This is a genomic window from Pyramidobacter porci (genome assembly GCF_009695745.1).
Taxonomy (GTDB): Bacteria; Synergistota; Synergistia; order Synergistales; family Dethiosulfovibrionaceae; genus Pyramidobacter; species Pyramidobacter porci.
On record NZ_VUNH01000007.1, the window covers coordinates 19,819 to 39,861 of the forward strand.

The window sequence follows — 20,043 nt, forward strand, 5'->3', positions numbered from 1 at the left end:
CTTCCTTTCCGTCCTTCAGGCAAGAATTTCGGCAAGCGCCTTGACCAGCGCGGCGACGTCGTCTTCGCCCGTGCGCTCGGTGACGCACAGCAGCGCGCACTGCCCCAGTTCGGGAAAGTCCCTGCTCAAATCGAAGCCGCCGAGAATATTCTTCTTCAAAAGCGCCGCGTTGACCTCGGCGACCGTTTTGTTCTCGAAGCGCACGACAAACTCCTGGAACGTCGCGCCGCTCAGCGGGCAGACCGTCAGCCCCTTCACGGAAGCCAGGCGCTTGCGCAGCAGCAGGCCGCGCTGCAGGATGGTTTTGCCCAGCTCCTGCATCCCCTTCGGCCCGAGACTGGCCAGGTACACCGCCGCGCCGATGCTCCACAGCGCCGCGTGCGTGCCGACGAATTCCTTGGCGCGGTCGCGGACGGCGAACGAAGTGCGCTCCCACATCACGTCGCCGAAGCCCCATTCGCCGTGGCTCGTCGGCGCAAGCCCGAACAGGCGCGAAGGATACTCGCGCACGATCTCGGGCCGGTCCCTGGCGGCCATGTAGCCGCCCACGCCGCCGCCGTAGTTCATGTGGATGCCCAGCGCCTGAATGTCGCCGCAGGCAAGGTCGGCTCCGTACTGGAATGGAGGCTTCATCACGCCCAGCGTCGAAGGCTCGGCATAGACGACGAACAGCGCCCCGGCCGCATGCGCCAGATCGGCGACCTGCTGCGCCTCCTCCTCGACGATGCCGAAAAAGTTGGGATTCATCGCCATTACCGCCGCGATCTTGTCGCTCAGCTTCGCCTTGAGATCGTTCAGATCGAGACGGCCGGTCGTGCGATCGTAGGCGACGGTCGTTACCTTCACGTCGGGATGCAAATACGTCTTTACGGCGCGCGCCACGTCGGGATTCAGCGTCGCCGGGATCAGCACTTCGTCGCGCTTCGTCACGCGCGTCGCCATGCGCAGCGCCGTGCCCGCGGCCTGCGAACCGTCGTAGTTGGGAACGTTGACCACGTCGCAGTCCAACAGCTCGGCCATCATGCTCTCGTACTCGAAGCAGGCCTGGAAGCGGCCATGATCCTCGTACGGCTCGCCGGCGTAGGCCGAAAGGAACTCGGAACGGTTGATCACCTCGTCCACCAGCGCCGGAACGTAGCGGTTATAGCAGCCCGCGCCGAGAAAGCAGGCCATTTCATTGGCCGTCTTGTCCTTGTTCAGAATGCCCGAAACGTGGCGGACAAGATCGCACTCCGCCGCGTAAGGCTGCGGAAGTTTGAGCGGCGCCTTCATGAGCAGCTCCCGGGGAATGTTCTGCTCGATCAGCTCGTCGATGGATTTCGCCCCGATGAACTTGAGCATCTCGGCCTGGACGGCCGGATCGGAGTTGGGAATGTAGGGATAATTCCGTTTCGACATCGTAAGACCTCCTTGAAAATCCGCCGCACGCTAGGCGATGCCGCCGCCGTCGACGACCAGAGCCGAACCGGTCACCCACGGCGACATTTCGCTGCACAGGAAGAACACGCACATCGCCACGTCTTTCGGCGTGCCCAGCCGGGCGATCGGACGCACCGCGCACGACGATTTGAACGCCGAGTCGTACGTGCCGCCCAGCTGCTCGCACTCGCTTTTGAGCATCGGCGTGTCGCTGTCGCCGGGGCAAACGCAGTTGACGTTGATATTATGAGGGCCGCAGTCGATCGCCAGAGCGCGGGTCATGTTCCACACGCCGCCCTTGGACGCGCAGTACGCCACGGCCTGATCGCCGCCCTTCAAAGCCCAGCCGGAACCGATGTTGACGATCTTGCCGTGTCCCTGCTTCTTCATGTAGGGCACCACGTTGTGGCACATCAGGTAAACGCTTTTCAGCGTCACGTTCAGCACCAGATCCCAATCCTTTTCTTCGAGATCTTCCACCGTGCGGCGGCGAGTCGCTCCCGCGCAGTTCACGAGACAGTCGATGCCGCCCCAGCGCCGGAACGCCGCTTCGGCCGCGGCGGCGCAGTCGGCCTGACTGGTGACATCGCAGCGCATGAAGACGGCGTTGCCGCCGCTGCCCCTGATTTCCGCGGTTACTTCTTCGCCGCCCTTCTCGTTGATGTCCAGCAGCAGCACCTTCATGCCGGCGTCAGCGAAGAAGCGGGCGATCCCCGCCCCCAGCCCCGACGCGGCTCCCGTGATGACGGCGTTTTTGTCCCTCATGCCGCACAGTTCGTTCAAATCCAACATGACGACGCCTCCCTGTCATAAAATTCCGTATACAAAAAAAGCGCCCGACGCGCGAGCACAAAAAAGTCCCTTTTGCCCGCCAAGCATCGTTCGCCGTCTGCCGCGTTTTTCAAGAGCACAAAACGAAAAACGCCCATCAGAATTGCGAGGCGATGCTCTCACGCTTATTTGTATACAATCTATTTGAAAAGAATATTACGACAAGGGCGCTTATTTGTCAAGGAAATTTTGCCGCTGAAATTGAACCAACGCTGCCCGCTCGCCCAAATTTATCCGACACGACATTGTCAAAAGCCGCCGTTCTCGTTATCGAGAAACGCGCATCGAAAATTCAGTATACAAAAATTCCGCGGCGTTTCTCTTACACGCCGCGGAATTTTTTACGCGCCAGACGGGCACTTATCAAAGCCGTTCAATCACTTCTATCCACAACATATTAATTAAGAGGGGTCGATTCCTCAGCCATGATGCGACGAGCGCACAGAAGTCAGCGTGTCTGAATCGGAGCGTTGTAGACGAGCGCTACGAAGGTTGGCTCCTCATTTTACCGCTACAATAAACGGCGAATGATCAGGCTTCGCCGCGCCGCGCTTACTTTGCGGGCGTTTTGTTCACGCGAATCGTCTTGCTGATGGTGCGGCCGCGGCCGCCGCGCTTGGTATGGAGCACGGTGATCCATCCGGCCAGCGCCAGTTCGTTCAGCGCGCGCGCCAGCTTGTCGGCGCGCACTCTCATTTTTCCGGCCAGCTCGTCGATGACGATGACGCCGCCGCTGCGGGCGGCCTGACAGCTCAGCATGACGAGCCAGTCGAACTTGTTCATCACGCCGGGCTTCATGGCCTGGTACCACTCCCACACGGCATCCTGTCCCGAAAGCGCCTCGACCGTCGGCGCTCCGGCGGCTGGAACGAATTTGGCCGTTTCCGCGGCGACGGGCGAGGGATTTTCTTCGAGCGATGAGCTCTCAGCCGCCGCGGGAGGTGTTTCCGGTTCCTGATTGAAGGCTGCGAAGCTCTGCAGCGCTTCCGCGACGTTTTTGTCCAGTTTGAAGGAATCTTTTTCCATAATCACGGCACCGCCTTTCCGTTGTCAGCCCCGCAGTGAAAGCGTTTGCCGGGCCAGATCGCCGAAGACTGTCAGCGCTTCTTTTTCCCTTGCCTCGAGGCCCTCGACGCCGAGGAAGCGGTTATAGCAGTCGGCGATGGCCGCGCGGCGCGGCACTTCGTACAGCGGGATGCCGCTTTTGGCCAGCTGCTCGGTGACTGCCGCGAGGATTTCGCGGTCAAGGCGCTGGCGCCGGTCGCAGCGCGAGAAGACGACGCCGCAGATGCGCAGGCCCAGGTTGCGGTGCTTGTACTCCATCAACGTCGCGGAAAAATGCGGCAGAGTCTTGAGGCACTGGCGGCTCGGGTCGATCGGCAGCAGTACGTCATCGGCGGCCAGCAGCGCGTTTTTCAGCGCCAGGGTCGCCGCGGGCGGCGTGTCGATCAGCACCAGCTGGTATTCCCGTGCGGCGCGGTCGAGAAAACGCGCCAGACGGTCTTCCAGCGCCCCCTCCGCCGCCGGCAGGACGTCGGCGGCGGAGGGATGGGCCGGCAGGACGTCGATGCGGGCATAACGGGTAGAGCGGATCAGCAGTTCGGGATTGCCGGCATAGGGCTGGGGGTCCAGCAGGGCGCGCAGGCTGAGGTCGGCGGGAACGTCCTCGGCGCGCAGGAAAAAATCGGTCGCCGAGCCCTGCGGATCGGTGTCGACGACCAGCAGGCGCTCGTCGCGGTTTTCTTCGTCCCAAATTTTCTGGATCGCCGTGGCGATGAAACAGGTGATCGTCGTCTTGCCGACGCCGCCCTTGAGCATGGAAACCGCCACGCGCTTCTGCGCGGCGCGAGCGGCGCTTCGAGTCCCGCCGTCCGCCGCGTTTTTTTCGTCCGCAGCCGCTCCCGCCTGGACGGGAACGTCTTCCGCCGCCGCAGGCTCTCCCGCTTCCGCCGCTTTGTCCGCGGCGGGAACGGACGGCTCGTAATCGAATGCGACCACTTCCAGCCGCTGCGGGACGATGTCGCCCATCTGCGCGGCCCAGCCCGCCCACTGCTCCACTTCCTCGCGCTCTTCATCGCTGAGGGGAATCTCCTCTTCGGCTTTGGAAAGCGGCTGAGGCGGCAGCGGCGCGGGAGGCGGCGGGAGATTTCTGATCCGCATCAGCCCCATGGATTTCAAGATGCTGTCCAGAATGGTCATGTTCTCACCGTCCAATCGATGGATGCTTATGTTTACATTATAATGCATGGGCGCAAAAATAAAAAAGGTCCGCCGCAAAGTTCCTTCGCAAAAAGGATTTCGTACGGAAAGCAGCGCCGCCGCTTCACCGCTTCCGCCGGCCATACTCCATACCGGCGGAGCCGTCAAAAGGCGCGCGGGGGCACGTTGTCAAGCTCGCTTCAGCTTGACAGCTTCCCCTATAATAGATTCGGAAAGGCGTCACATCATGAAAGGGAGGATTTTCATGCGCAAGGATTTCGGCAAGCAAACGATCGTCACGCCGCTGCCCGTGCTTATCGTCGCGACCTACGGCGACGACGGACGTCCCGACGCCATGAACGCCGCCTGGGGCGGACAGGTCGACAACAACATGATCCACGTCGAGCTGGACAGCTCACATCTGACCACCGACAACATCAAACGGAGAAAAGCCTTCACGGTCAGTTTCGCCGACCGCAAAAATCTCGTCATGGCCGATTATTTCGGCCTCGTCTCCGGCCGTAAGGAAGACAAGATCGCTCGATCGGGAGCGCATGTGGAAAAAAGCGCTCACGTGGACGCCCCCGTCATCACCGACTTTCCGCTGACGCTGGAATGCCGGCTCGTCAGCGCCAGCGAGGAGTTCGGCGGCACCCGCGTGGTCGGGGAGGTGGTCAACATGAGCGCCGACGAGTCGATCCTCGACGAAAAAGGTCACGTCGATCTGGGCAAGGGTGAGTTCCTCTGCTACGACCCCGCCGCTTTCGCGTACCGCGTCATCGGCGAGCGCCTCGGCGCCGCCTTCAAAGACGGTCACGAGATCGGCGGCTCGTTTCTCCCAGGCGTGCACGGAGCGTCTGAACTTCTTCAGGCGGGGCTTTCTTCCCGGGGCCTCTGAGCAGATGCGGACAGCGGCCGGGATCCCGCAACGGGATTCCGGCCGCTGTTTCGTTCCGGAAATTTTTTTGATAATTCCGAAGAAAATATCTTGACAGAATAAAAGCTTTTTGGTTTAATGCATGCCATACGTCGGACACGACAAAACTTTTGGAGAGGAGTTCACGCCATGTCGCTGCTTCATCGAAACAATGCGCTCGTGCTAAGCCTGACGACTGCGGATCTCTGCCGGAGTCGTCGTGGAGGCGTGGCTTTTGCCGGATAATCCGCCGGCAGCCGCCTGTTGCTGACCGCACTTTGCGCCGGGATCCCGTGACGGAGGTCCCGGCTTTTGCGTCTCCCCTGCGCCGGGACCTCCTTTATGGAGCCCCCGGCGCTTTTTGCGGCATTATTTATCCATCGGGGAGGAAACAACATGAAGAGAGTGGAAAAACGCGTTCGTCCGGATTGCCGGCACAAGTTCCCGCGCTGTTTTGTCGTCGGTCAGAAGATCTACATGACCGAGAGCGGCCGTTTCGTGATGTACTCGTCAAACGAGATGAACTTGAAGGAGGCGGGTCGCCGTGGATAAGAGGAGCGGCGTTTCCGGAACCGTGCCTTTCTCCGTATGTTTCTCGGTCGGCGCCGTGCTTTTCAGCTCGCATGCCGGCGGCGGTTTCGCCTCGGGCAACCAGGCGTTCCAGAATTTTGTCACTTCCGGCTGGCTCGGCCCGTTCTCCGCCGTCTTCTGCATGCTGATTTTCACGCTGACGATCAAAGAGGCCATGTTCATGTACAACAGCCGCCGGCTGACCAGCTACAAACAGCTCTTCGAAACGCTCTACCACCCTTTCGGCCGGATCGAGATCTTCTTCGAGGTCTTCTTCTACATCATGGTGCTCATGGCGGTCGGCGCCGCGGTGGCAACCGCAGCAGCCACGCTGAACGCGTATTTTCCCTTCGGCGGCGCCAGCTATTACTGGTATGTCGTCGCGGTCGGGACCGCGGTCATGTTCTGCACGATCTTCGGCGCCGGTCTGGTGCGCAAGGCCTCGACGATCATGGGCCTGGGCATTCTCATCAGCGCCGTTGCCATCTTTGTCGCCGGCATTTTCAAAGCGCCTCACCTGGCCCGGGAATTCGCCGTCAGCTACGCCTCCGACGGATTCTCCAAGCTGCCTCGCGCCGTCTGGATCGCCTTCAACTACGCCGGTTTCCAGTGCGTCGTCATTCCCACCATGATCGTCTGCGGCACGCCGCTGACCAGCCGCCGCGCCTGCGCCAGATCCATGCGGATCTCCTTCGCGCTGAACGCCGTGGCGCTGGCGCTCTCGGTGATCATGCTCACCGGCTGGGCGCCCGTGTTCACCGCCCTTCCCAAAGGCGCGACGATCCCCACGCTGACCAGCTGCCGCGCGATGGACATCCCCTGGCTCTCCGGCACTTACACGGTCTGCCTGCTGCTCTGTCTGATCTCCACCGGCGTGACCACCGTTTTCGGATTCACGGCCCGCTTCGAGAAGATGAAAATCTTTTCCGGCATCGAGAGCGCTCCCGTGCGCTGCGCTTTCGTTTCCGGAGCGATCATCGCCGCGGCTATGACCGTCTCCATGGCCGGGTTGACCAACATCATCAAGTACGGTTACGGCTACTGCGGCTACCTGGCCATCGCCATCGTCGTCGTGCCGTTCCTCACCGTGGGGGCGTACAAGAATCGCCGTTTCGTCAGGGAGCATCCCGAATACGACGGGCGCGAGGGCAGCTCTGTCGAAACGGCCGTGACGGCCGCGGCGGGGGACTGACGCGGGATCTTCGCAAGAATATCTGGCTGTTTTTAAAAAGCCGGACGCAAGGGAGCTCCGAGGGAGCGCCACAAAGCGAACCGCGCGGGCGCGGCAGCCGGGGGAGTCCCGAGCGACTGAACTCTCTCGCATCTCCCGGCAAACGGTGTTGATTACGTCCGATCGAGAATCAGCACGAAACGAAATCAAAGGAGCGCGTATTCAATGAAAAGAACTTTATTTCCCGGCTACACCATTGGCACTGACGCCTACAGAGACATCGTTGCCATCTGTTCCGCCTGCGGGCGCAGAGCCGTGATCATCGGCGGCAAGCGGGCCCTCGCGGCCGCGGAGGCAAAAATCCGCGCCGCCGTCGAAGCTTCCGCGATCTTCATCACCGACGTACAATGGTACGGCGGCGAAGCATCGCTGGAAAACATCGAACGGCTGGCGGCCATCCCCTCTGTGCAGGCGGCCGACATGATTTTCGCCGTCGGCGGCGGCAAAGCCATCGACACCTGCAAGGTGCTGGCGCACCGCACCAACCGCCCGTTCTTCACGTTCCCGACGATCGCTTCGACCTGCGCTTCCTGCACCAGCCTCGGTATCCTGTATCATCCCGACGGCTCGCTGCGCGAGTATTCGTTCTCCAAAGTCCCCTGCCGTCATATCTTCATCGATCCGCAGATCATTGCCGACGCCCCCGCTCAATACCTCTGGGCCGGCATCGGCGACACGATGGCCAAGTATTACGAAAGCACCACGTCGTCGCGCGGGTGCAGTCCCGAACATTCCGACGCCATGGGCATCTGCATGAGCGCCATGTGCGCCGAGCCCATGCTGAAATGGGGCGCTCAGGCCCTGAAAGACTGCCGCGCCCATGCCGTCACCGCCGCACTGACCGAGGTCATTCTCGGCATCATCGTCTCCACCGGCCTGGTCTCCAACTTCGTACAGGTCGATTTCACCACCGGCGCCGCCCATGCGATGTACAACGGCTTCACCGTTTTGCCCGAAGTCGAAGAGAACGGCCATCTTCACGGCGAGATCGTGGCCTACGGCATCCTCATCCTGCTGCTGATGGACAAACGTCTGGACGAGTTCGAGAAAGTCTATCGATTCAACCGCACGATGGGTCTGCCTACGTGCCTGAAAGATATCAACACCGCCGAGGACAGAGTTCCCCAGGCGGCCGACAAGGCGCTGAAAGGCATCGACGTACGCGTCTACCCCTACGAGGTCACCAAGGACATGATCATCGCCGCCGTCCGCCAGCTCGAAGAGTACAGCGCCGCGAACAGATAACGTTCGAGGAACCGCGGAGCAAACCGTGCACGAGCTGCCGCACAGAGCCCGGAGTGATTGCGCTCGCCTGTCGCGGGCGTTCAATCACTCTGGGCTCTTTGTGCTTTCATGGAAGGATATCTCGCGATGCGCCGATGATTATTTTTTCAAAAGCAGCGCGAAAAAGTACGAAGATTCCCGTCTTAATCAGATCGATCGCAGGCTTACCGGCAAAAATTTTCTATTCACATTCGGGCGTCCGGTAACGCAAAACCCGTCCCGCGCGCTCGCCGGTCGTTTTGCCGCGGCAGGCGCTGAGGCGGCCGCCGACCCATACGGCTTCGACGCCCACGGGCGGGGCCATGGGTCGTTCGTAGGTGCCGCCGTCGAGAACCGTTTCCGGGTCGAAGAGCACCAGGTCCGCGTCCATGCCGGGGCGAAGGACGCCTTTGCCGCTCAGGCCGAGGCGCGCCGCGGGCAGCGACGTCATTTTGCGCACGGCCTCTTCCATGGAAAAAAGTTTCAGCTCGCGCGCGTAGCGTCCGAGAACGCGCGGGAACGTGCCGCTGTAACGCGGATGCACGAATTCTTCCGGCGCGGCGACCGCGCCGTCCGAGCCGATCATCACCAGCGGATCGACGATGACGTTGCGGACGTCCTGCTCCGTCATCGTGAAGTAAACGCCGTGATCGGCCCCCCGATTGCGGAGGATCACTTCGAGCAGCGCCTCGAGCGGATCGGTCCCCATTTTCCGGGCAGCGTCCTCGAGGTTCATGCCGCGGTATTCGGGCGTGAGCGGAAGCTCGCCGAGCACGATCCCCTTTGCGCCGCCGCCGTGCTCCATCGTCTTGCGCCAGCGTTCCGAGTCCGCCATTTCGTCGTGCAGCGCCCGCCGCGCCTCGGGATCGGACAGAAGCTTCACGATGCCGGCAACGCCGCCCGAATGCACCCGCTTGGGCATCAGCGAGCGCAGATTGGAGCTGGCCGCCGTGTAAGGATACTGATCCACGGTGATGTCCAGCCCCTCGGCGCGGGCGGCGCGGATGATGGAAAAAAGATATCGGGCCATGCTGGGACGGTCGCTCTCGCGCGCCTTGAGATGCGCGATCTGGGCCGGGATACGGTTGACGCGCGCCACGTTGATCGTCGCGCGCACGCTCTCGGGCGACTTGTCGGCCTGATTCCTCATGTGCGATACGTACAGGCCGCGGCGCTTCGTCAGGCCACCGGCGACGAACTCGAGCTCTTCGTCGGAAGAGTAAATTCCAGGAGGGTACGCCAGACCGCTGCTCAGGCCGAACGCGCCTTCTTCCATGCTCTGTTCGACGAGCGCTCTCATGCGCTCCAGCTCTTCGCGCGACGGCTCGCGGCTGTCGAAGCCCATCACGCAGAGGCGCACCGTCCCCTGACCGACAAACGAACCGGCGTTGACGCCGAGCGGTTGGCGTTCGAGGCGCGCCAGCCATTCGCCGAAGCTGTTCCAGTCCCAGCCCACGTCGTGCCCGCTCTTGGTCACGCCGGCGTACTCGTCCAGCTCCGCTTTGCGCTCGGGGCAAATCGGCGCGGGACTGATGCCGCACTGTCCCATGATCACCGAGGTGACGCCCTGCAGCATGACGTTGGCAGCCTCGGCGTTGTAGATCATGCCGAAATCCGCGTGGCTGTGAATGTCGATGAAACCGGGAGCGAGCATCAGCCCTTCGGCTTCGATCGTCTCGTCGTTGCGCCCGGCGTTGATGCCGCGGCCGACGGCGGCAATCTTTCCGTCTTCCGTCCGCAGGCTGCCCCGAAACCACACCGCTCCGGTTCCGTCGCAGATTTTCGCGTTATGGATGAAATAATTTCGCGCCACATTCTTCAGCTCCCTATCCGCAAGATAAAGTTTTCCGCTTTTCGTCGCGCTGACGCCGTGTATTTGTATACAACATATTCTTTTCGCTCGCTGATTTCAGACCGTCTCAAACATTGGCCGGCAAACTACTTTATTAGATTTCCAAGGCTTTTATGCGCTGTCAAGGCACCTTCGGGACCGTAATGCATTTTTTATAGCTTTATGATATACTGTGCACAAACATGGCAAAGTAAAATTTTACGTTAAGAATCTAATTTCGATAACATCGCGTGCCTTTCATGAACTCCAGACGGCGCTCCGCTTTCGCTCGTTTTTCGAAAACAGGAGCGGCCGTTTCGTTTGACGGGAAAAACACAAACGCCGCCGTTTGTGTGGAAATAATTTTCTGAAATAAAGGGAAGGGAGAACCGCATGCTCAAGTACACGATCCGAAGGCTTATTTTGCTTGTCCCCGTTCTCGCGGGCGTAGCGCTGCTGGTTTTCACGCTGCTGTACATCACGCCCGGCGATCCGGCGCGCATGGCTCTGGGGGAGGACGCGCCGCAGGAGGCGGTCGAGCAGTTCCGCAAAAACTACGGGCTCGACGATCCGTTCTTCGTGCAGTTCGGGCGATACTGTTACAAGGCCCTGATCCACGGCGACATCGGCAACTCGTACGTCACGAAGTCGTCGGTGAGCGAGGAGATCCTCACCCGTTTCCCCACTACGCTGAAACTCGCTTTCTGGGCGGTCGTGCTCGGCGTGGCGCTGGGGCTGCCTTTCGGCATCATCTGCGCAATCCGGCAGTATTCGATCTTCGACTCGGTGTCGATGGTGCTGGCGTTGATCGGCGTGGCCATGCCCAACTTCTGGCTGGGCGTCCTGCTGATCCTGCTCTTCTCGGTCAAGCTGAACTGGCTGCCGCCTTCCGGCTTCACGACGTTCGCCGAAATGGCGATGCCCGTCTTCACGCTGTCCGGCGGCACGCTGGCCGTGATCACTCGCATGACCCGTTCCAGCATGCTGGAGGTCATCAAGTCGGATTACGTGCGCACGGCGCGCGCCAAGGGGCAGCGCGAGTCGCTGATCATCTGGCGGCACGCTTTGCCGAACGCGCTGATCCCAATTTTGACGATCGTCGGCATGCAGTTCGGCGGCCTTCTGAGCGGCGCGATCCTGACGGAGACGGTATTCTCCATCCCCGGCGTCGGCCGTCTGATGGTGGAGTCGATCAAGATGCGCGATTTCCCCGTGGTTCAGGGCGGCGTGCTGTACATCGCGCTGGTTTTCTGCTTCATCAATCTGGCCGTGGATCTGCTGTACGCCTGGGTCGATCCGCGCATCAAGGCAAAGTACCGCTAGGAGGCCTTTTCGATGCTTCTCAAGAAAAACAGCATGCTGCGTCTGACGCTGGTGCGTCTCAGAAGAAACCATCTGGCCATGATCGGCCTGGCGATCGTGCTGACGCTGATCTTCGTGGCCGTTTTCGCCGATTACATCGCGCCGTTCAAATATTCGCGCCAGCATCTGCGCGAAACGCTGCAGGCGCCGAACGCCAAGTATCTGCTGGGCACCGACGAGTTCGGGCGCGACGTCTTGAGCCGTTTGATCTATGGCGCCCGCGTCTCGCTGCAGGTCGGACTGGTGGCCGTTTCCATTTCGCTGCTCGTGGGCGGATCGCTGGGCGCGATCGCCGGCTTTTACGGAGGCAAACTCGACAACCTGATCATGCGCCTGATGGACGTGCAGCTAGCCGTGCCTTCCACGCTGCTGGCCATCGCGATCGCGGCGGCGCTGGGGCCGGGGCTGTTCAATCTGATGATCGCCGTCGGCATTTCCTCGGTGCCGCGGTTCGCGCGCCTGCTGCGCGCCTCGGTGCTCTCGGTCAAGGAAATGGAGTTCGTCGAAGCGGCGCGAGCCATGGGCGCCAGCGATTTCCGCATCATCGTGCTGCATATCCTGCCGAACTGCTGCGCGCCGCTGATCGTCCAGGCGACGCTGAGCGTCGCCAACGCGATCCTGTCGTCGGCGTCGCTGAGCTTCATCGGCCTTGGCATCCAGCCTCCCTATCCCGAGTGGGGCGGCATGCTGTCGAGCGCCCGCGATTACCTGCGCAGCAGCCCGTATCTCAGCATGTTCCCCGGCATCGCCATCGTCGTCACGATCATTGCCCTGAACTTCATCGGCGACGGTCTCCGCGACGCGCTGGATCCCAAGCAGAAACGATAAACGGAGAGAAAACCATGGCAGACTTTCAGAAAAAACTCCTCGATATCCGCGATCTGACCGTTCAGTTCGACACCGACTCCGGCGTCGTTCACGCCGTCAACCATCTCAACATGCAGCTGGAAGAGGGCAAGGCGCTGGGGTTCGTCGGCGAGACCGGGGCCGGCAAGACGACGACCGCTCTGGCGATCCTGCAGCTGATCCAGTCGCCTCCCGGCGAGATCACCAGCGGCGAGATCTGGTTCAAGGGGCAGAACGTGCGCGAGATGACGGAAGCGGAGCTGCGCAACATGCGCGGCCGCGAAATCGCCATGATCTTCCAGGATCCGATGACGTCTTTGAACCCGATCATGACGGTGGAGGAGCAGATCATGGAGATGATCTCGCTCCACTCCGACCTGAAGGGCGGCGAGGTCCGCGAGCGGGCGCTGGAGATGATGCGCCTCGTCGGCATCCGCCCCGAACGGGGCAAAGACTATCCGCACCAGTTCTCCGGCGGCATGCGCCAGCGCGTCGGCATCGCCATCGCTCTGGCCTGCAAGCCCAGCCTGCTGATCGCCGACGAGCCGACGACGGCGCTCGACGTGACGATCCAGGCGCAGGTGCTGGAGCTGATCAAGGAGCTGCAGAAGCAGGTCAGGACTTCCATGCTGCTGATCACTCACGACCTCGGCATCGTCGCGGAAACGTGCGACAGCGTCGCTATCATGTACGCTGGGCATCTTGTGGAATACGCGGACATCCGGCATCTGTACGGCAATCCGCTGCACCCTTACACGCAGGGGCTGTTCGACGCGGTTCCCGACCTCGAAAGCCCGATTAGCGAAAAACTCGCCGTCATTCAGGGGCTTCCGCCCGATCCCACCAATCTGCCGCGCGGCTGCAGCTTTTCGCCCCGTTGTCCCTACGCTCGGGAGGAATGTCTCGAAAAACCCTGCGGCATGAGGGAAATCGAGCCCGGCCATTTCATCGACTGTTACTTCCCGCAGGCATATAAGGGAGGCTCGCGCGCATGATCGGCACAATCGAAAAAACAGATTCCATCGTCGAGGTCCGGCGCCTGAAGAAGTACTTTCAGGTCGCGGGCGGCCTGCTTCACGCCGTGGACGACGTGACCGTTTCCATTCCCCGCGGCAAAACGCTGGGGCTGGTCGGCGAGTCGGGCTGCGGCAAGTCGACGCTCGGGCGCGTGGTGATCGGCCTGATCGGCGCCACCGGCGGCGAGATCTTCTTCAACGGCAAGGACTCGCTCAAGTACAGCCCCGCCGAGCGCGTCCAGTTCCGCAAGCACGCGCAGATCGTCTTTCAGGATCCCTTTTCGTCGCTGAACCCGCGCATGACCGTCTCGCAACTGATCGCCGAGCCGATGGTGATCAACAAGGCGTACGCCCAGCGCTCCGAACTGGACCGCAAGGTCAAGAAGCTCATGGACACGGTGGGGCTGGCGGAACGCCTGATCAACTCGTTCCCGCACGAGCTGGACGGCGGACGCCGCCAGCGCATCGGCATCGCCCGCGCTCTGGCGCTGGAACCCGAGTTCATCGTGCTGGACGAGCCCGTTTCGGCGCTGGACGTGTGCATTCAGGCCCAGATCCTCAACCTGCTGGGCGAGCTGAAAAAGGAACGCGGTTACACGTATCTGTTCATCTCCCACAATCTCAGCGTCGTGCGCTACGTCTCCGACGAGATCGCCGTCATGTATCTCGGCCAGGTCGTGGAAAAAGCCGATAATCTTCGCCTCTTCCAAGATCCCGTACACCCCTACACGCAGGCGCTTCTCTCGGCCATTCCCGTGGCGCGGCTGAACCGCAAGAAAAACCGCATCCTCCTCGAAGGCGACGTGCCCAGCCCTGTCAATCCGCCGCCAGGCTGCCGTTTTGCCGGACGCTGCGCTTACCGGCAGGACATCTGCACGAAACAGACGCCGGAGCTTCAGGAGATCGAACCGTCTCACTTCGTCGCCTGCCACTTCGCGCGGAATTTGAGAGTCCACGCCTGACGACATGAGCACGCTGCCGCACGGTCAGGATGCCGGCGACGCCGCGCTGCGCTGGTTCACCGGCGTGCCGCTGGGGACGAATCCGCTGATTCTGCTCGATTTCGTCACGCTGCTGGCGATCGCCTGGGTTGTTTCCTGGGGCGCGCTGATCGCGACGCAGTTTGTCCTCGGCAGGTACGTGGACGTTTCGCATTACAAAGGCGCTGCCGTCGTCGCATCCTATCTCTCACTGGTCTTCATCGGCTTTTACTGCGTGATCTGTTTCGTCATCACGCGCAATCGCTACGCGGCGCTGTACCGCTGCGACCGCGCCGCGATCCTGTGCGAAAACATGCGCTGCAATCCGCGGGCTTTGGAACGGCGGCTGCTCCGTTTTACGGCGTATCCCATCGAACCCGTGCGCGCCCCTATCCGCAGCGTGGAGCGCCGGGTTTTATGGAAAGACGTGACGAAGGCGCGGAAGATCGACGACCTGCGCGTGGTCGTCCTCAAGGGAAAACGCGGCACATTGATGCGGGTGTACTGTCCCGACGAGGAGATTTACGCCCGGGCGCTCGCGTTCATCGCGGAGCGGACGGGCGTCGCCGCCGCGTAAGCGAGCGGATTTTTCCCAAAAGGTTTTTACCTTGCCGGCATGGGCCGGCGAGGCGGGCTCCATCAGCTTGATCATTTCGAAAGGAAGTGTGTTTATGAAGTTGAAGAGGTATTCCGTTTTGTGCGCCGTACTTGCGTTGGGACTGATGTTCTGCGGCGCGGCCGCGGCCGTTCCCGAGGACACGATCACGGTGGGCATGGCGGCGGACGCCAAGTCGCTGGATCCGCAGATGACCAACGACACCACGTCGAGCACCTACATGATCCAGATGTACGAGCCGCTGATCGAGATCAACAGCGACAGGGAGCTGGTCCCCTGCCTGGCCGAGAGCTGGAAGCAGCTCGACGATCTGACTTACGAGATCACGCTGCGCAAAGGCGTCAAGTTCCACAACGGCGCTGAAGTGACCGCCGACGACGCCGTCTTCACCCTGAACCGCATGACTACGCCCGCGGCGGCGGCCGTCAAGTCTTACGGCGCGAACATCGACGCTTCCGGTCTGAAGGTCATTGACCGCTACACCTTCCAGGTGAAGGCGAGTTCCCCGATGGCGGGCTTTCTGTCCTATCTGACCCACTCTTCGTCCTATATCCTCTGCAAGGCCGCAGTCGAAGCCGCCGGCGAAGATTATGCCAAGCACCCGATCGGCACCGGCCCCTTCAAGTTCGTGGAAAAGCTCAAGGGCGACCACGTATCCTACGAGCGTTTCGAGGACTATTGGGGAAACAAGCCCCGCTACAAGAAGCTGCTGATGCGCACGATCCCCGAAGCCACCAGCCGCGTCATCGAGCTTGAGACCGGCAACATCGACATCGCCTACGGCATTCCCAACAACGACTTCAAACGCCTGCAGGACGAGGGCAAAGTCGCCGTGTACAACAAGCCCGGCCTTTCCATCACCTACATGGGCTTCAACACGCAGATCCCTCCGTTCGACAACCCCAAGGTCCGCAAGGCCATCACCATCGCCATCGACCGCGAAGGCGCCCTCGACGTCGTCTACAAGGGACTGGGACGCGTGCCCACCAGCCCGCTGATTCCCGTGAACAATTATTTCCCCGACCCCGTGCCGGTGGAGTACGATCCCGACAAAGCCGAAAAAATGCTTGAAGAAGCCGGCGTCAAGGATCTCGAGTTCACCATCTACACCAACGAGAACAAACAGCGCAAGGATTACGCCGAAGTCATCCAGGCCATGCTGGGCGACTTGGGCATCACCGTCAAGATCCAGGTGCTCGAGTGGGGCACCTTCCTCGAACAGCTCAAGGCCGGCAAGCTGCCCGTCTTCATGATCGGCTGGGCCGCCGACAACATCAACCCCGATCCCGACGCCTACATCAAGGCCGCCATGCATTCGAGATTCGCCGGTCCCTCCAACCGCGTCTGGCTGAAGGACGCGCTGGTCGACGAGCTGCTTGACAAGGGCACCGTTACGCCCGACGGCCCGGAGCGCGCGGAAATCTACAAGAAATTCTGCGACCGCGTCAACGAGCTGAATCCCTGGTGCTATTTGGCCATCGCCGACACGCTGTACGGCGCGAACAAGAACCTGAAGGGCGCGGAGAAATTCTACCGCGGTTCGATCAACCGCCTGGACCGCATCTATTACGAATAAGAATTTCCTGTAACGTCGCAGGCGCCGAGCCCTTCCGGTTTCGGCGCCTGCTTTTGTACCTCGGGAACTTGCCGCCGTCCGCCGCTCGAAACCTACGCTCACCTCCGCAAGTGCATCGACGAACCGAATCCGTGGTGCTGTCTGGGCGCCGCCGACACGCTCTACGGGACCAACAAGGATCTCTAGGGCGTGACGGATTCTATCACGGCACGCTGAACCCGCTGAACGGCGTTTTTTACGAATGACCGCGGTCTCCGCAACCGCACGCGAAGCGAAATTCGGCTGTTTCACCGACAGAGGCGCACCGCGAAAAAACTCCGCTGGTCACTTTGATCAGCGGAGTTTTTTCATGTAGAATGTTCTGCAGAAAGATATAAACGACCGTCGATATCATGCGGCAAGACAAGCGGTGCCAAGAATGTTCACGCTGTCTGGGACATAAAACGGCGCCCGCGTCATGGAAAATTTTGCGGGAGGAAAAAAATGGATCTGGGCAAAGACAATATCGTCAGGCTGATATTTCATCATTCCGTGCCGGCGACGGTCGGCATGCTCGTCAATGCCGTCTATAACCTGGCGGACAGAATATCCATCAGCTACGCCGTCGGCCCGGAGGCCTTTTCGAGCATGAGCGTCGCCAGCGCGGTTTTTCTGGTTCTTCAGGCTTTCGGAATGTGGATCGGCATCGGCGCGGCTTCCTTGATTGCGATCAAAATGGGAGAGAGACGGCGGCAGCGGGTCGAAGAGCTGATTGGCGGCACATTGGTCACTCTGGCGGCGACTTCGGCCATCGTCTTCCTGGGCGTATCCGCATTTCTTGACGACGTGCTGTATTTTTTCGGCGCCAGCGGCAGCACCATTCCTTACGGCAGAGAGTATCTGACGGTGATCGCGCGCGGACTGCCGTTCATGATAACAGGCACGGGGCTGTATCACATAAACAGGGTGATCGGCTATCCGGCTGAGGCGATGCTGTTCACGGCCGTCAGCGCGCTGCTCAACGTTCTCCTCGATTTCGTCTTTCTCTTTCCTTTCGGCATGGGGATCGGCGGCGCGGCGCTGGCCACGGTGATCTCGCAGTTCGTCCTGCTGCTGTGTATGCTGCGGCTCTTGTCGAAAAAGGCAAGGGAATACGGCGTCAGTCTGAAAAATTTAAGGTTGCGGCGCCGCGACGCGCTGGACATTTACATGGCGGGGCTTTCCACGTTTTTCACCCAGGTCGTTTCTTCGCTGATCGCCGCGGCGGCGAACAATCAACTGCTGCGCTACGAAAACTACTTTGCCGTCGGCGCTTACGGCGCCATAAACATCACCTATTCCGTCGTTTTGATGCCGGTCTTCGGAATCGGACAGGGCAGCCAGCCGATCATCGGCTACAACTACGGCGCGAAGCTCTACGCGAGGGCAAGGGAAACGCTTTATAAATCCATGTTTCTCGCCTTCATCATCGGCATAGGCGGCTGGCTGCTCTTTCATCTTCGGGCCACGGAAGTGATGTCGGTCATCACCAACGGGGACGGACGTATCGTGCCTTACGCCGCGGACGGTCTGGAAAAATTGACGTTGCTGTTCCCTCTCGCCGCCGTCCAAGCCGTCGGACAAGTGTATTTTCAGTCGATCGGAAAGCCGAAGAAGACGCTGCTGCTCAGCGTGCTTCGCCAAACCGTCTTCTTGATCCCGATGCTTTACGTCCTGCCGAAGTTCTGGGGGACAGACGGCGTCTGGTACGCCATTCCCGTCGCGGAATTCCTTTCTTTGCTCTGTACGGGCTCCTTTATCGCTGTGGAAAACTATCGGATGAAGAAAAATTTGGGCTAGAGATCTGCTTCGCCGACTTTCGGCACGATGCGGTCGTTGAGGCGCGCGCCCCAGACCGAACCGTCGGTGTTGAAGAAGGGGCGCAGTTCCGACACGGCGAAGCCGCTGCGCAGCAGGGCCATATGGCCGCGCACCATGCGTACGCTCATCGGCTTGCCGTCGTTGAGGACGGAAAGGCCGCGGCCGTCCTTTTCGATGACGACTTCCGCGCCTTCGCCGGAACGGTAGCGTCCGCAGGCCGCTTCGATGACTTCCGGCTCCCAGGGGCAGTCGGTCCAGAGGTCTTCCGGCTGCGGCTCCCATCCGGCGGCGACGCGGAGCAGCGCGTCGGCGATCAGGGAGACGGGGACGTTCTGTGTGTTGCACAGCACGATTGCGCCGCGGTCGAGTTCCGGCGACCAGGCGATGTGCGAGGAAACGCCCGGCAGGCTGCCGCCGTGGCGGTACACTGTCAGGTCGCGCATGAAGCCGACGCTTAGCCCGTAGCCGTAGAACTGATGATGTTTTGCGGGCACGCGGGGGCGGACCATGTCACGGACGCTCCGTTCCGAGACGATCGCGCCGGCTTCGCCGCGGCCGCCGTTGAGGTACATGCGCAGATATTTTTTCAGGTCGGCCAGCGTGGATTTCATCGCGCCGCCGCCGTTGAGGACGAAGGCGCTGCGGTAAAAGTCGCGGTCGCCTTCGCTCACGCCGAGGTCGTCGCTGTACAGCAGCGACGTGTCGGCGTCTTCGGAGGGACGCAGAAATTCGCAGGTGCTCCGGCTCATGCCGAGCGGTCCGAGGATGCGGCGCTCCACGTAGCGGGCGTACGATCCTTCGCCGCCGCGGCGGCGGACGATGTCGCTGAGGATGCCGTAGCCGTCGTTGCAGTAGCTCATGTATTCGCCGGGGCGTCCCAGCCGCGGCGCCGGCGCGTCCAGACCGCGCGCGACCTGTTCGACCGCCGCCTGGGCGACGCGGTCGTCGTAAGCCGTTTCCCGCAAGCGGGGATCAATGCCCAGCTTCTTCAGAAGGTCGGGCAGCAGCGCGCGCGGCATGGGGAAATAGCCGCCGCTGTGGCTGAGGAAGTGCGCCGCGCTCACGGGAACCTGCCCGGCGTTTTTGAATTCCGGGCAGTACGCCGAAACCGGCGCCCGCAGATCGACGAGCCCTTGCTCCGCCAGCTGCATCAGCGCCAGCGCGGTGAAAGACTTGGTCACCGAGGCCAGGCCGAAGATCGTGTTCTCGCCGACGGGCAGGCGGCGCGCCGCGTCGCGGAAACCGAAAAATTTCTGATAGTCCGTACCGCGCCGATCGACGACGGCGACGGCAACGCCGCGGGCACGGTGAGCCGCCATGATTTGCTCCGCATAGTCGCAGAAAGCTGGTTCTTTTGTCCGAAAAAGATCTGTCATCGATGATTCTCCCCGAGAACGTAAATTTCGAAGTATAAGAACGGTCTTAATTATAAACGAAGCGGAACATGGCGGACGGACGATCCGCAAAGACCACCGCTTCGACCGCCCAGGGCAGCTCGCGCCCCGGATAAAAAACACGCTGCGGAAGGAGGCAAAGCGCCCCTTTCGC

General features: G+C 61.2%; 17 protein-coding genes. 11 read left to right on the forward strand and 6 right to left on the reverse strand.

Features of this window, described 5'->3' with window-relative positions:
* Window positions 1-15: 15 nt before the first annotated feature.
* The 4 genes from gcvPA to FYJ74_RS07120 form a co-directional block, all read right to left on the reverse strand.
* Window positions 16-1,398: an aminomethyl-transferring glycine dehydrogenase subunit GcvPA gene (gcvPA, locus tag FYJ74_RS07105; RefSeq protein ID WP_154528889.1), complete on the reverse strand. Its 1,383-nt coding sequence runs from the start codon at window positions 1,396-1,398 to the stop codon at window positions 16-18.
* A 30-nt stretch (window positions 1,399-1,428) separates the two neighbouring features.
* Window positions 1,429-2,211 carry an SDR family NAD(P)-dependent oxidoreductase gene (locus FYJ74_RS07110; RefSeq protein ID WP_154528890.1) on the reverse strand — a complete coding sequence of 261 codons (783 nt, stop codon included), beginning with the start codon at window positions 2,209-2,211 and terminating at the stop codon, window positions 1,429-1,431.
* Between the two features lie 591 nt (window positions 2,212-2,802).
* The gene (locus FYJ74_RS07115; RefSeq protein WP_154528891.1) at window positions 2,803-3,276 is read right to left on the reverse strand and encodes a hypothetical protein; all 474 of its coding nucleotides are present in this window, start codon (window positions 3,274-3,276) and stop codon (window positions 2,803-2,805) included.
* A gap of 24 nt (window positions 3,277-3,300) precedes the next feature.
* Window positions 3,301-4,449 carry a ParA family protein gene (locus tag FYJ74_RS07120; RefSeq protein WP_195838843.1) on the reverse strand — a complete coding sequence of 383 codons (1,149 nt, stop codon included), beginning with the start codon at window positions 4,447-4,449 and terminating at the stop codon, window positions 3,301-3,303.
* Window positions 4,450-4,714: 265 nt separating this feature from the next.
* Here FYJ74_RS07120 and FYJ74_RS07125 point away from each other — a divergent pair, with 265 nt between their 5' ends.
* The 4 genes from FYJ74_RS07125 to FYJ74_RS07140 all read left to right on the forward strand — a co-directional run bounded on the left by FYJ74_RS07125 (window position 4,715) and on the right by FYJ74_RS07140 (window position 8,411).
* The gene (locus FYJ74_RS07125; RefSeq protein ID WP_229769411.1) at window positions 4,715-5,347 is read left to right on the forward strand and encodes a flavin reductase family protein; all 633 of its coding nucleotides are present in this window, start codon (window positions 4,715-4,717) and stop codon (window positions 5,345-5,347) included.
* A 414-nt stretch (window positions 5,348-5,761) separates the two neighbouring features.
* Window positions 5,762-5,917, forward strand: a complete 156-nt coding sequence (locus FYJ74_RS07130) for a hypothetical protein (RefSeq protein ID WP_154528893.1) — start codon at window positions 5,762-5,764, stop codon at window positions 5,915-5,917.
* A complete protein-coding gene (locus tag FYJ74_RS07135; RefSeq protein WP_195838844.1) occupies window positions 5,910-7,127 on the forward strand; it encodes a YkvI family membrane protein in 1,218 nt (405 codons plus the stop codon). The genes FYJ74_RS07130 and FYJ74_RS07135 overlap by 8 nt, the downstream gene beginning before the upstream one ends.
* 204 nt (window positions 7,128-7,331) lie before the next feature.
* On the forward strand, window positions 7,332-8,411 hold the full coding sequence (locus tag FYJ74_RS07140) for an iron-containing alcohol dehydrogenase family protein (protein WP_154528894.1): 1,080 nt from the start codon (window positions 7,332-7,334) through the stop codon (window positions 8,409-8,411).
* Window positions 8,412-8,631: 220 nt separating this feature from the next.
* Here the strand turns inward: FYJ74_RS07140 and FYJ74_RS07145 are convergent, their stop codons facing one another.
* A complete protein-coding gene (locus FYJ74_RS07145; RefSeq protein ID WP_326830902.1) occupies window positions 8,632-10,242 on the reverse strand; it encodes an N-acyl-D-amino-acid deacylase family protein in 1,611 nt (536 codons plus the stop codon).
* Between the two features lie 411 nt (window positions 10,243-10,653).
* Between FYJ74_RS07145 and FYJ74_RS07150 the strand changes: the two genes are divergently transcribed.
* The 7 genes from FYJ74_RS07150 to FYJ74_RS07180 all read left to right on the forward strand — a co-directional run bounded on the left by FYJ74_RS07150 (window position 10,654) and on the right by FYJ74_RS07180 (window position 18,474).
* Window positions 10,654-11,583: an ABC transporter permease gene (locus tag FYJ74_RS07150; protein WP_154528896.1), complete on the forward strand. Its 930-nt coding sequence runs from the start codon at window positions 10,654-10,656 to the stop codon at window positions 11,581-11,583.
* Window positions 11,584-11,595: 12 nt separating this feature from the next.
* Complete coding sequence (locus FYJ74_RS07155; RefSeq protein WP_154528897.1) at window positions 11,596-12,450, forward strand: ABC transporter permease; 855 nt, start codon at window positions 11,596-11,598, stop codon at window positions 12,448-12,450.
* Window positions 12,451-12,464: 14 nt separating this feature from the next.
* A complete protein-coding gene (locus FYJ74_RS07160; protein ID WP_154528898.1) occupies window positions 12,465-13,463 on the forward strand; it encodes an ABC transporter ATP-binding protein in 999 nt (332 codons plus the stop codon).
* The gene (locus tag FYJ74_RS07165; RefSeq protein WP_154528899.1) at window positions 13,460-14,446 is read left to right on the forward strand and encodes an ABC transporter ATP-binding protein; all 987 of its coding nucleotides are present in this window, start codon (window positions 13,460-13,462) and stop codon (window positions 14,444-14,446) included. The genes FYJ74_RS07160 and FYJ74_RS07165 overlap by 4 nt, the downstream gene beginning before the upstream one ends.
* A 4-nt stretch (window positions 14,447-14,450) precedes the next feature.
* Entirely contained in the window at window positions 14,451-15,041 is a 591-nt protein-coding gene (locus FYJ74_RS07170) for a hypothetical protein (RefSeq protein ID WP_154528900.1), read from the forward strand.
* Between the two features lie 94 nt (window positions 15,042-15,135).
* A complete protein-coding gene (locus FYJ74_RS07175) occupies window positions 15,136-16,656 on the forward strand; it encodes an ABC transporter substrate-binding protein (protein ID WP_154528901.1) in 1,521 nt (506 codons plus the stop codon).
* Window positions 16,657-17,139: 483 nt separating this feature from the next.
* On the forward strand, window positions 17,140-18,474 hold the full coding sequence (locus FYJ74_RS07180) for an MATE family efflux transporter (protein ID WP_154528902.1): 1,335 nt from the start codon (window positions 17,140-17,142) through the stop codon (window positions 18,472-18,474).
* On the opposite strand, the gene FYJ74_RS07185 is transcribed toward FYJ74_RS07180, so the two are convergent.
* Window positions 18,471-19,871 (reverse strand): serine hydrolase domain-containing protein, encoded by a 1,401-nt coding sequence (locus FYJ74_RS07185; RefSeq protein WP_154528903.1) that lies wholly within the window; start codon window positions 19,869-19,871, stop codon window positions 18,471-18,473. The genes FYJ74_RS07180 and FYJ74_RS07185 overlap by 4 nt on opposite strands.
* Window positions 19,872-20,043 lie beyond the last annotated feature (172 nt).

Coding starts and splice junctions, on each gene's coding strand:
- gcvPA (WP_154528889.1), bottom strand. CDS start 1,398: ATGTCGAAACGGAATTATCCCTACATTCCCAACTCCGATCCGGCCGTC.
- FYJ74_RS07110 (WP_154528890.1), bottom strand. CDS start 2,211: ATGTTGGATTTGAACGAACTGTGCGGCATGAGGGACAAAAACGCCGTC.
- FYJ74_RS07115 (WP_154528891.1), bottom strand. CDS start 3,276: ATGGAAAAAGATTCCTTCAAACTGGACAAAAACGTCGCGGAAGCGCTG.
- FYJ74_RS07120 (WP_195838843.1), bottom strand. CDS start 4,449: ATGACCATTCTGGACAGCATCTTGAAATCCATGGGGCTGATGCGGATC.
- FYJ74_RS07125 (WP_229769411.1), top strand. CDS start 4,715: ATGCGCAAGGATTTCGGCAAGCAAACGATCGTCACGCCGCTGCCCGTG.
- FYJ74_RS07130 (WP_154528893.1), top strand. CDS start 5,762: ATGAAGAGAGTGGAAAAACGCGTTCGTCCGGATTGCCGGCACAAGTTC.
- FYJ74_RS07140 (WP_154528894.1), top strand. CDS start 7,332: ATGAAAAGAACTTTATTTCCCGGCTACACCATTGGCACTGACGCCTAC.
- FYJ74_RS07150 (WP_154528896.1), top strand. CDS start 10,654: ATGCTCAAGTACACGATCCGAAGGCTTATTTTGCTTGTCCCCGTTCTC.
- FYJ74_RS07155 (WP_154528897.1), top strand. CDS start 11,596: ATGCTTCTCAAGAAAAACAGCATGCTGCGTCTGACGCTGGTGCGTCTC.
- FYJ74_RS07160 (WP_154528898.1), top strand. CDS start 12,465: ATGGCAGACTTTCAGAAAAAACTCCTCGATATCCGCGATCTGACCGTT.
- FYJ74_RS07165 (WP_154528899.1), top strand. CDS start 13,460: ATGATCGGCACAATCGAAAAAACAGATTCCATCGTCGAGGTCCGGCGC.
- FYJ74_RS07170 (WP_154528900.1), top strand. CDS start 14,451: ATGAGCACGCTGCCGCACGGTCAGGATGCCGGCGACGCCGCGCTGCGC.
- FYJ74_RS07175 (WP_154528901.1), top strand. CDS start 15,136: ATGAAGTTGAAGAGGTATTCCGTTTTGTGCGCCGTACTTGCGTTGGGA.
- FYJ74_RS07180 (WP_154528902.1), top strand. CDS start 17,140: ATGGATCTGGGCAAAGACAATATCGTCAGGCTGATATTTCATCATTCC.
- FYJ74_RS07185 (WP_154528903.1), bottom strand. CDS start 19,871: ATGACAGATCTTTTTCGGACAAAAGAACCAGCTTTCTGCGACTATGCG.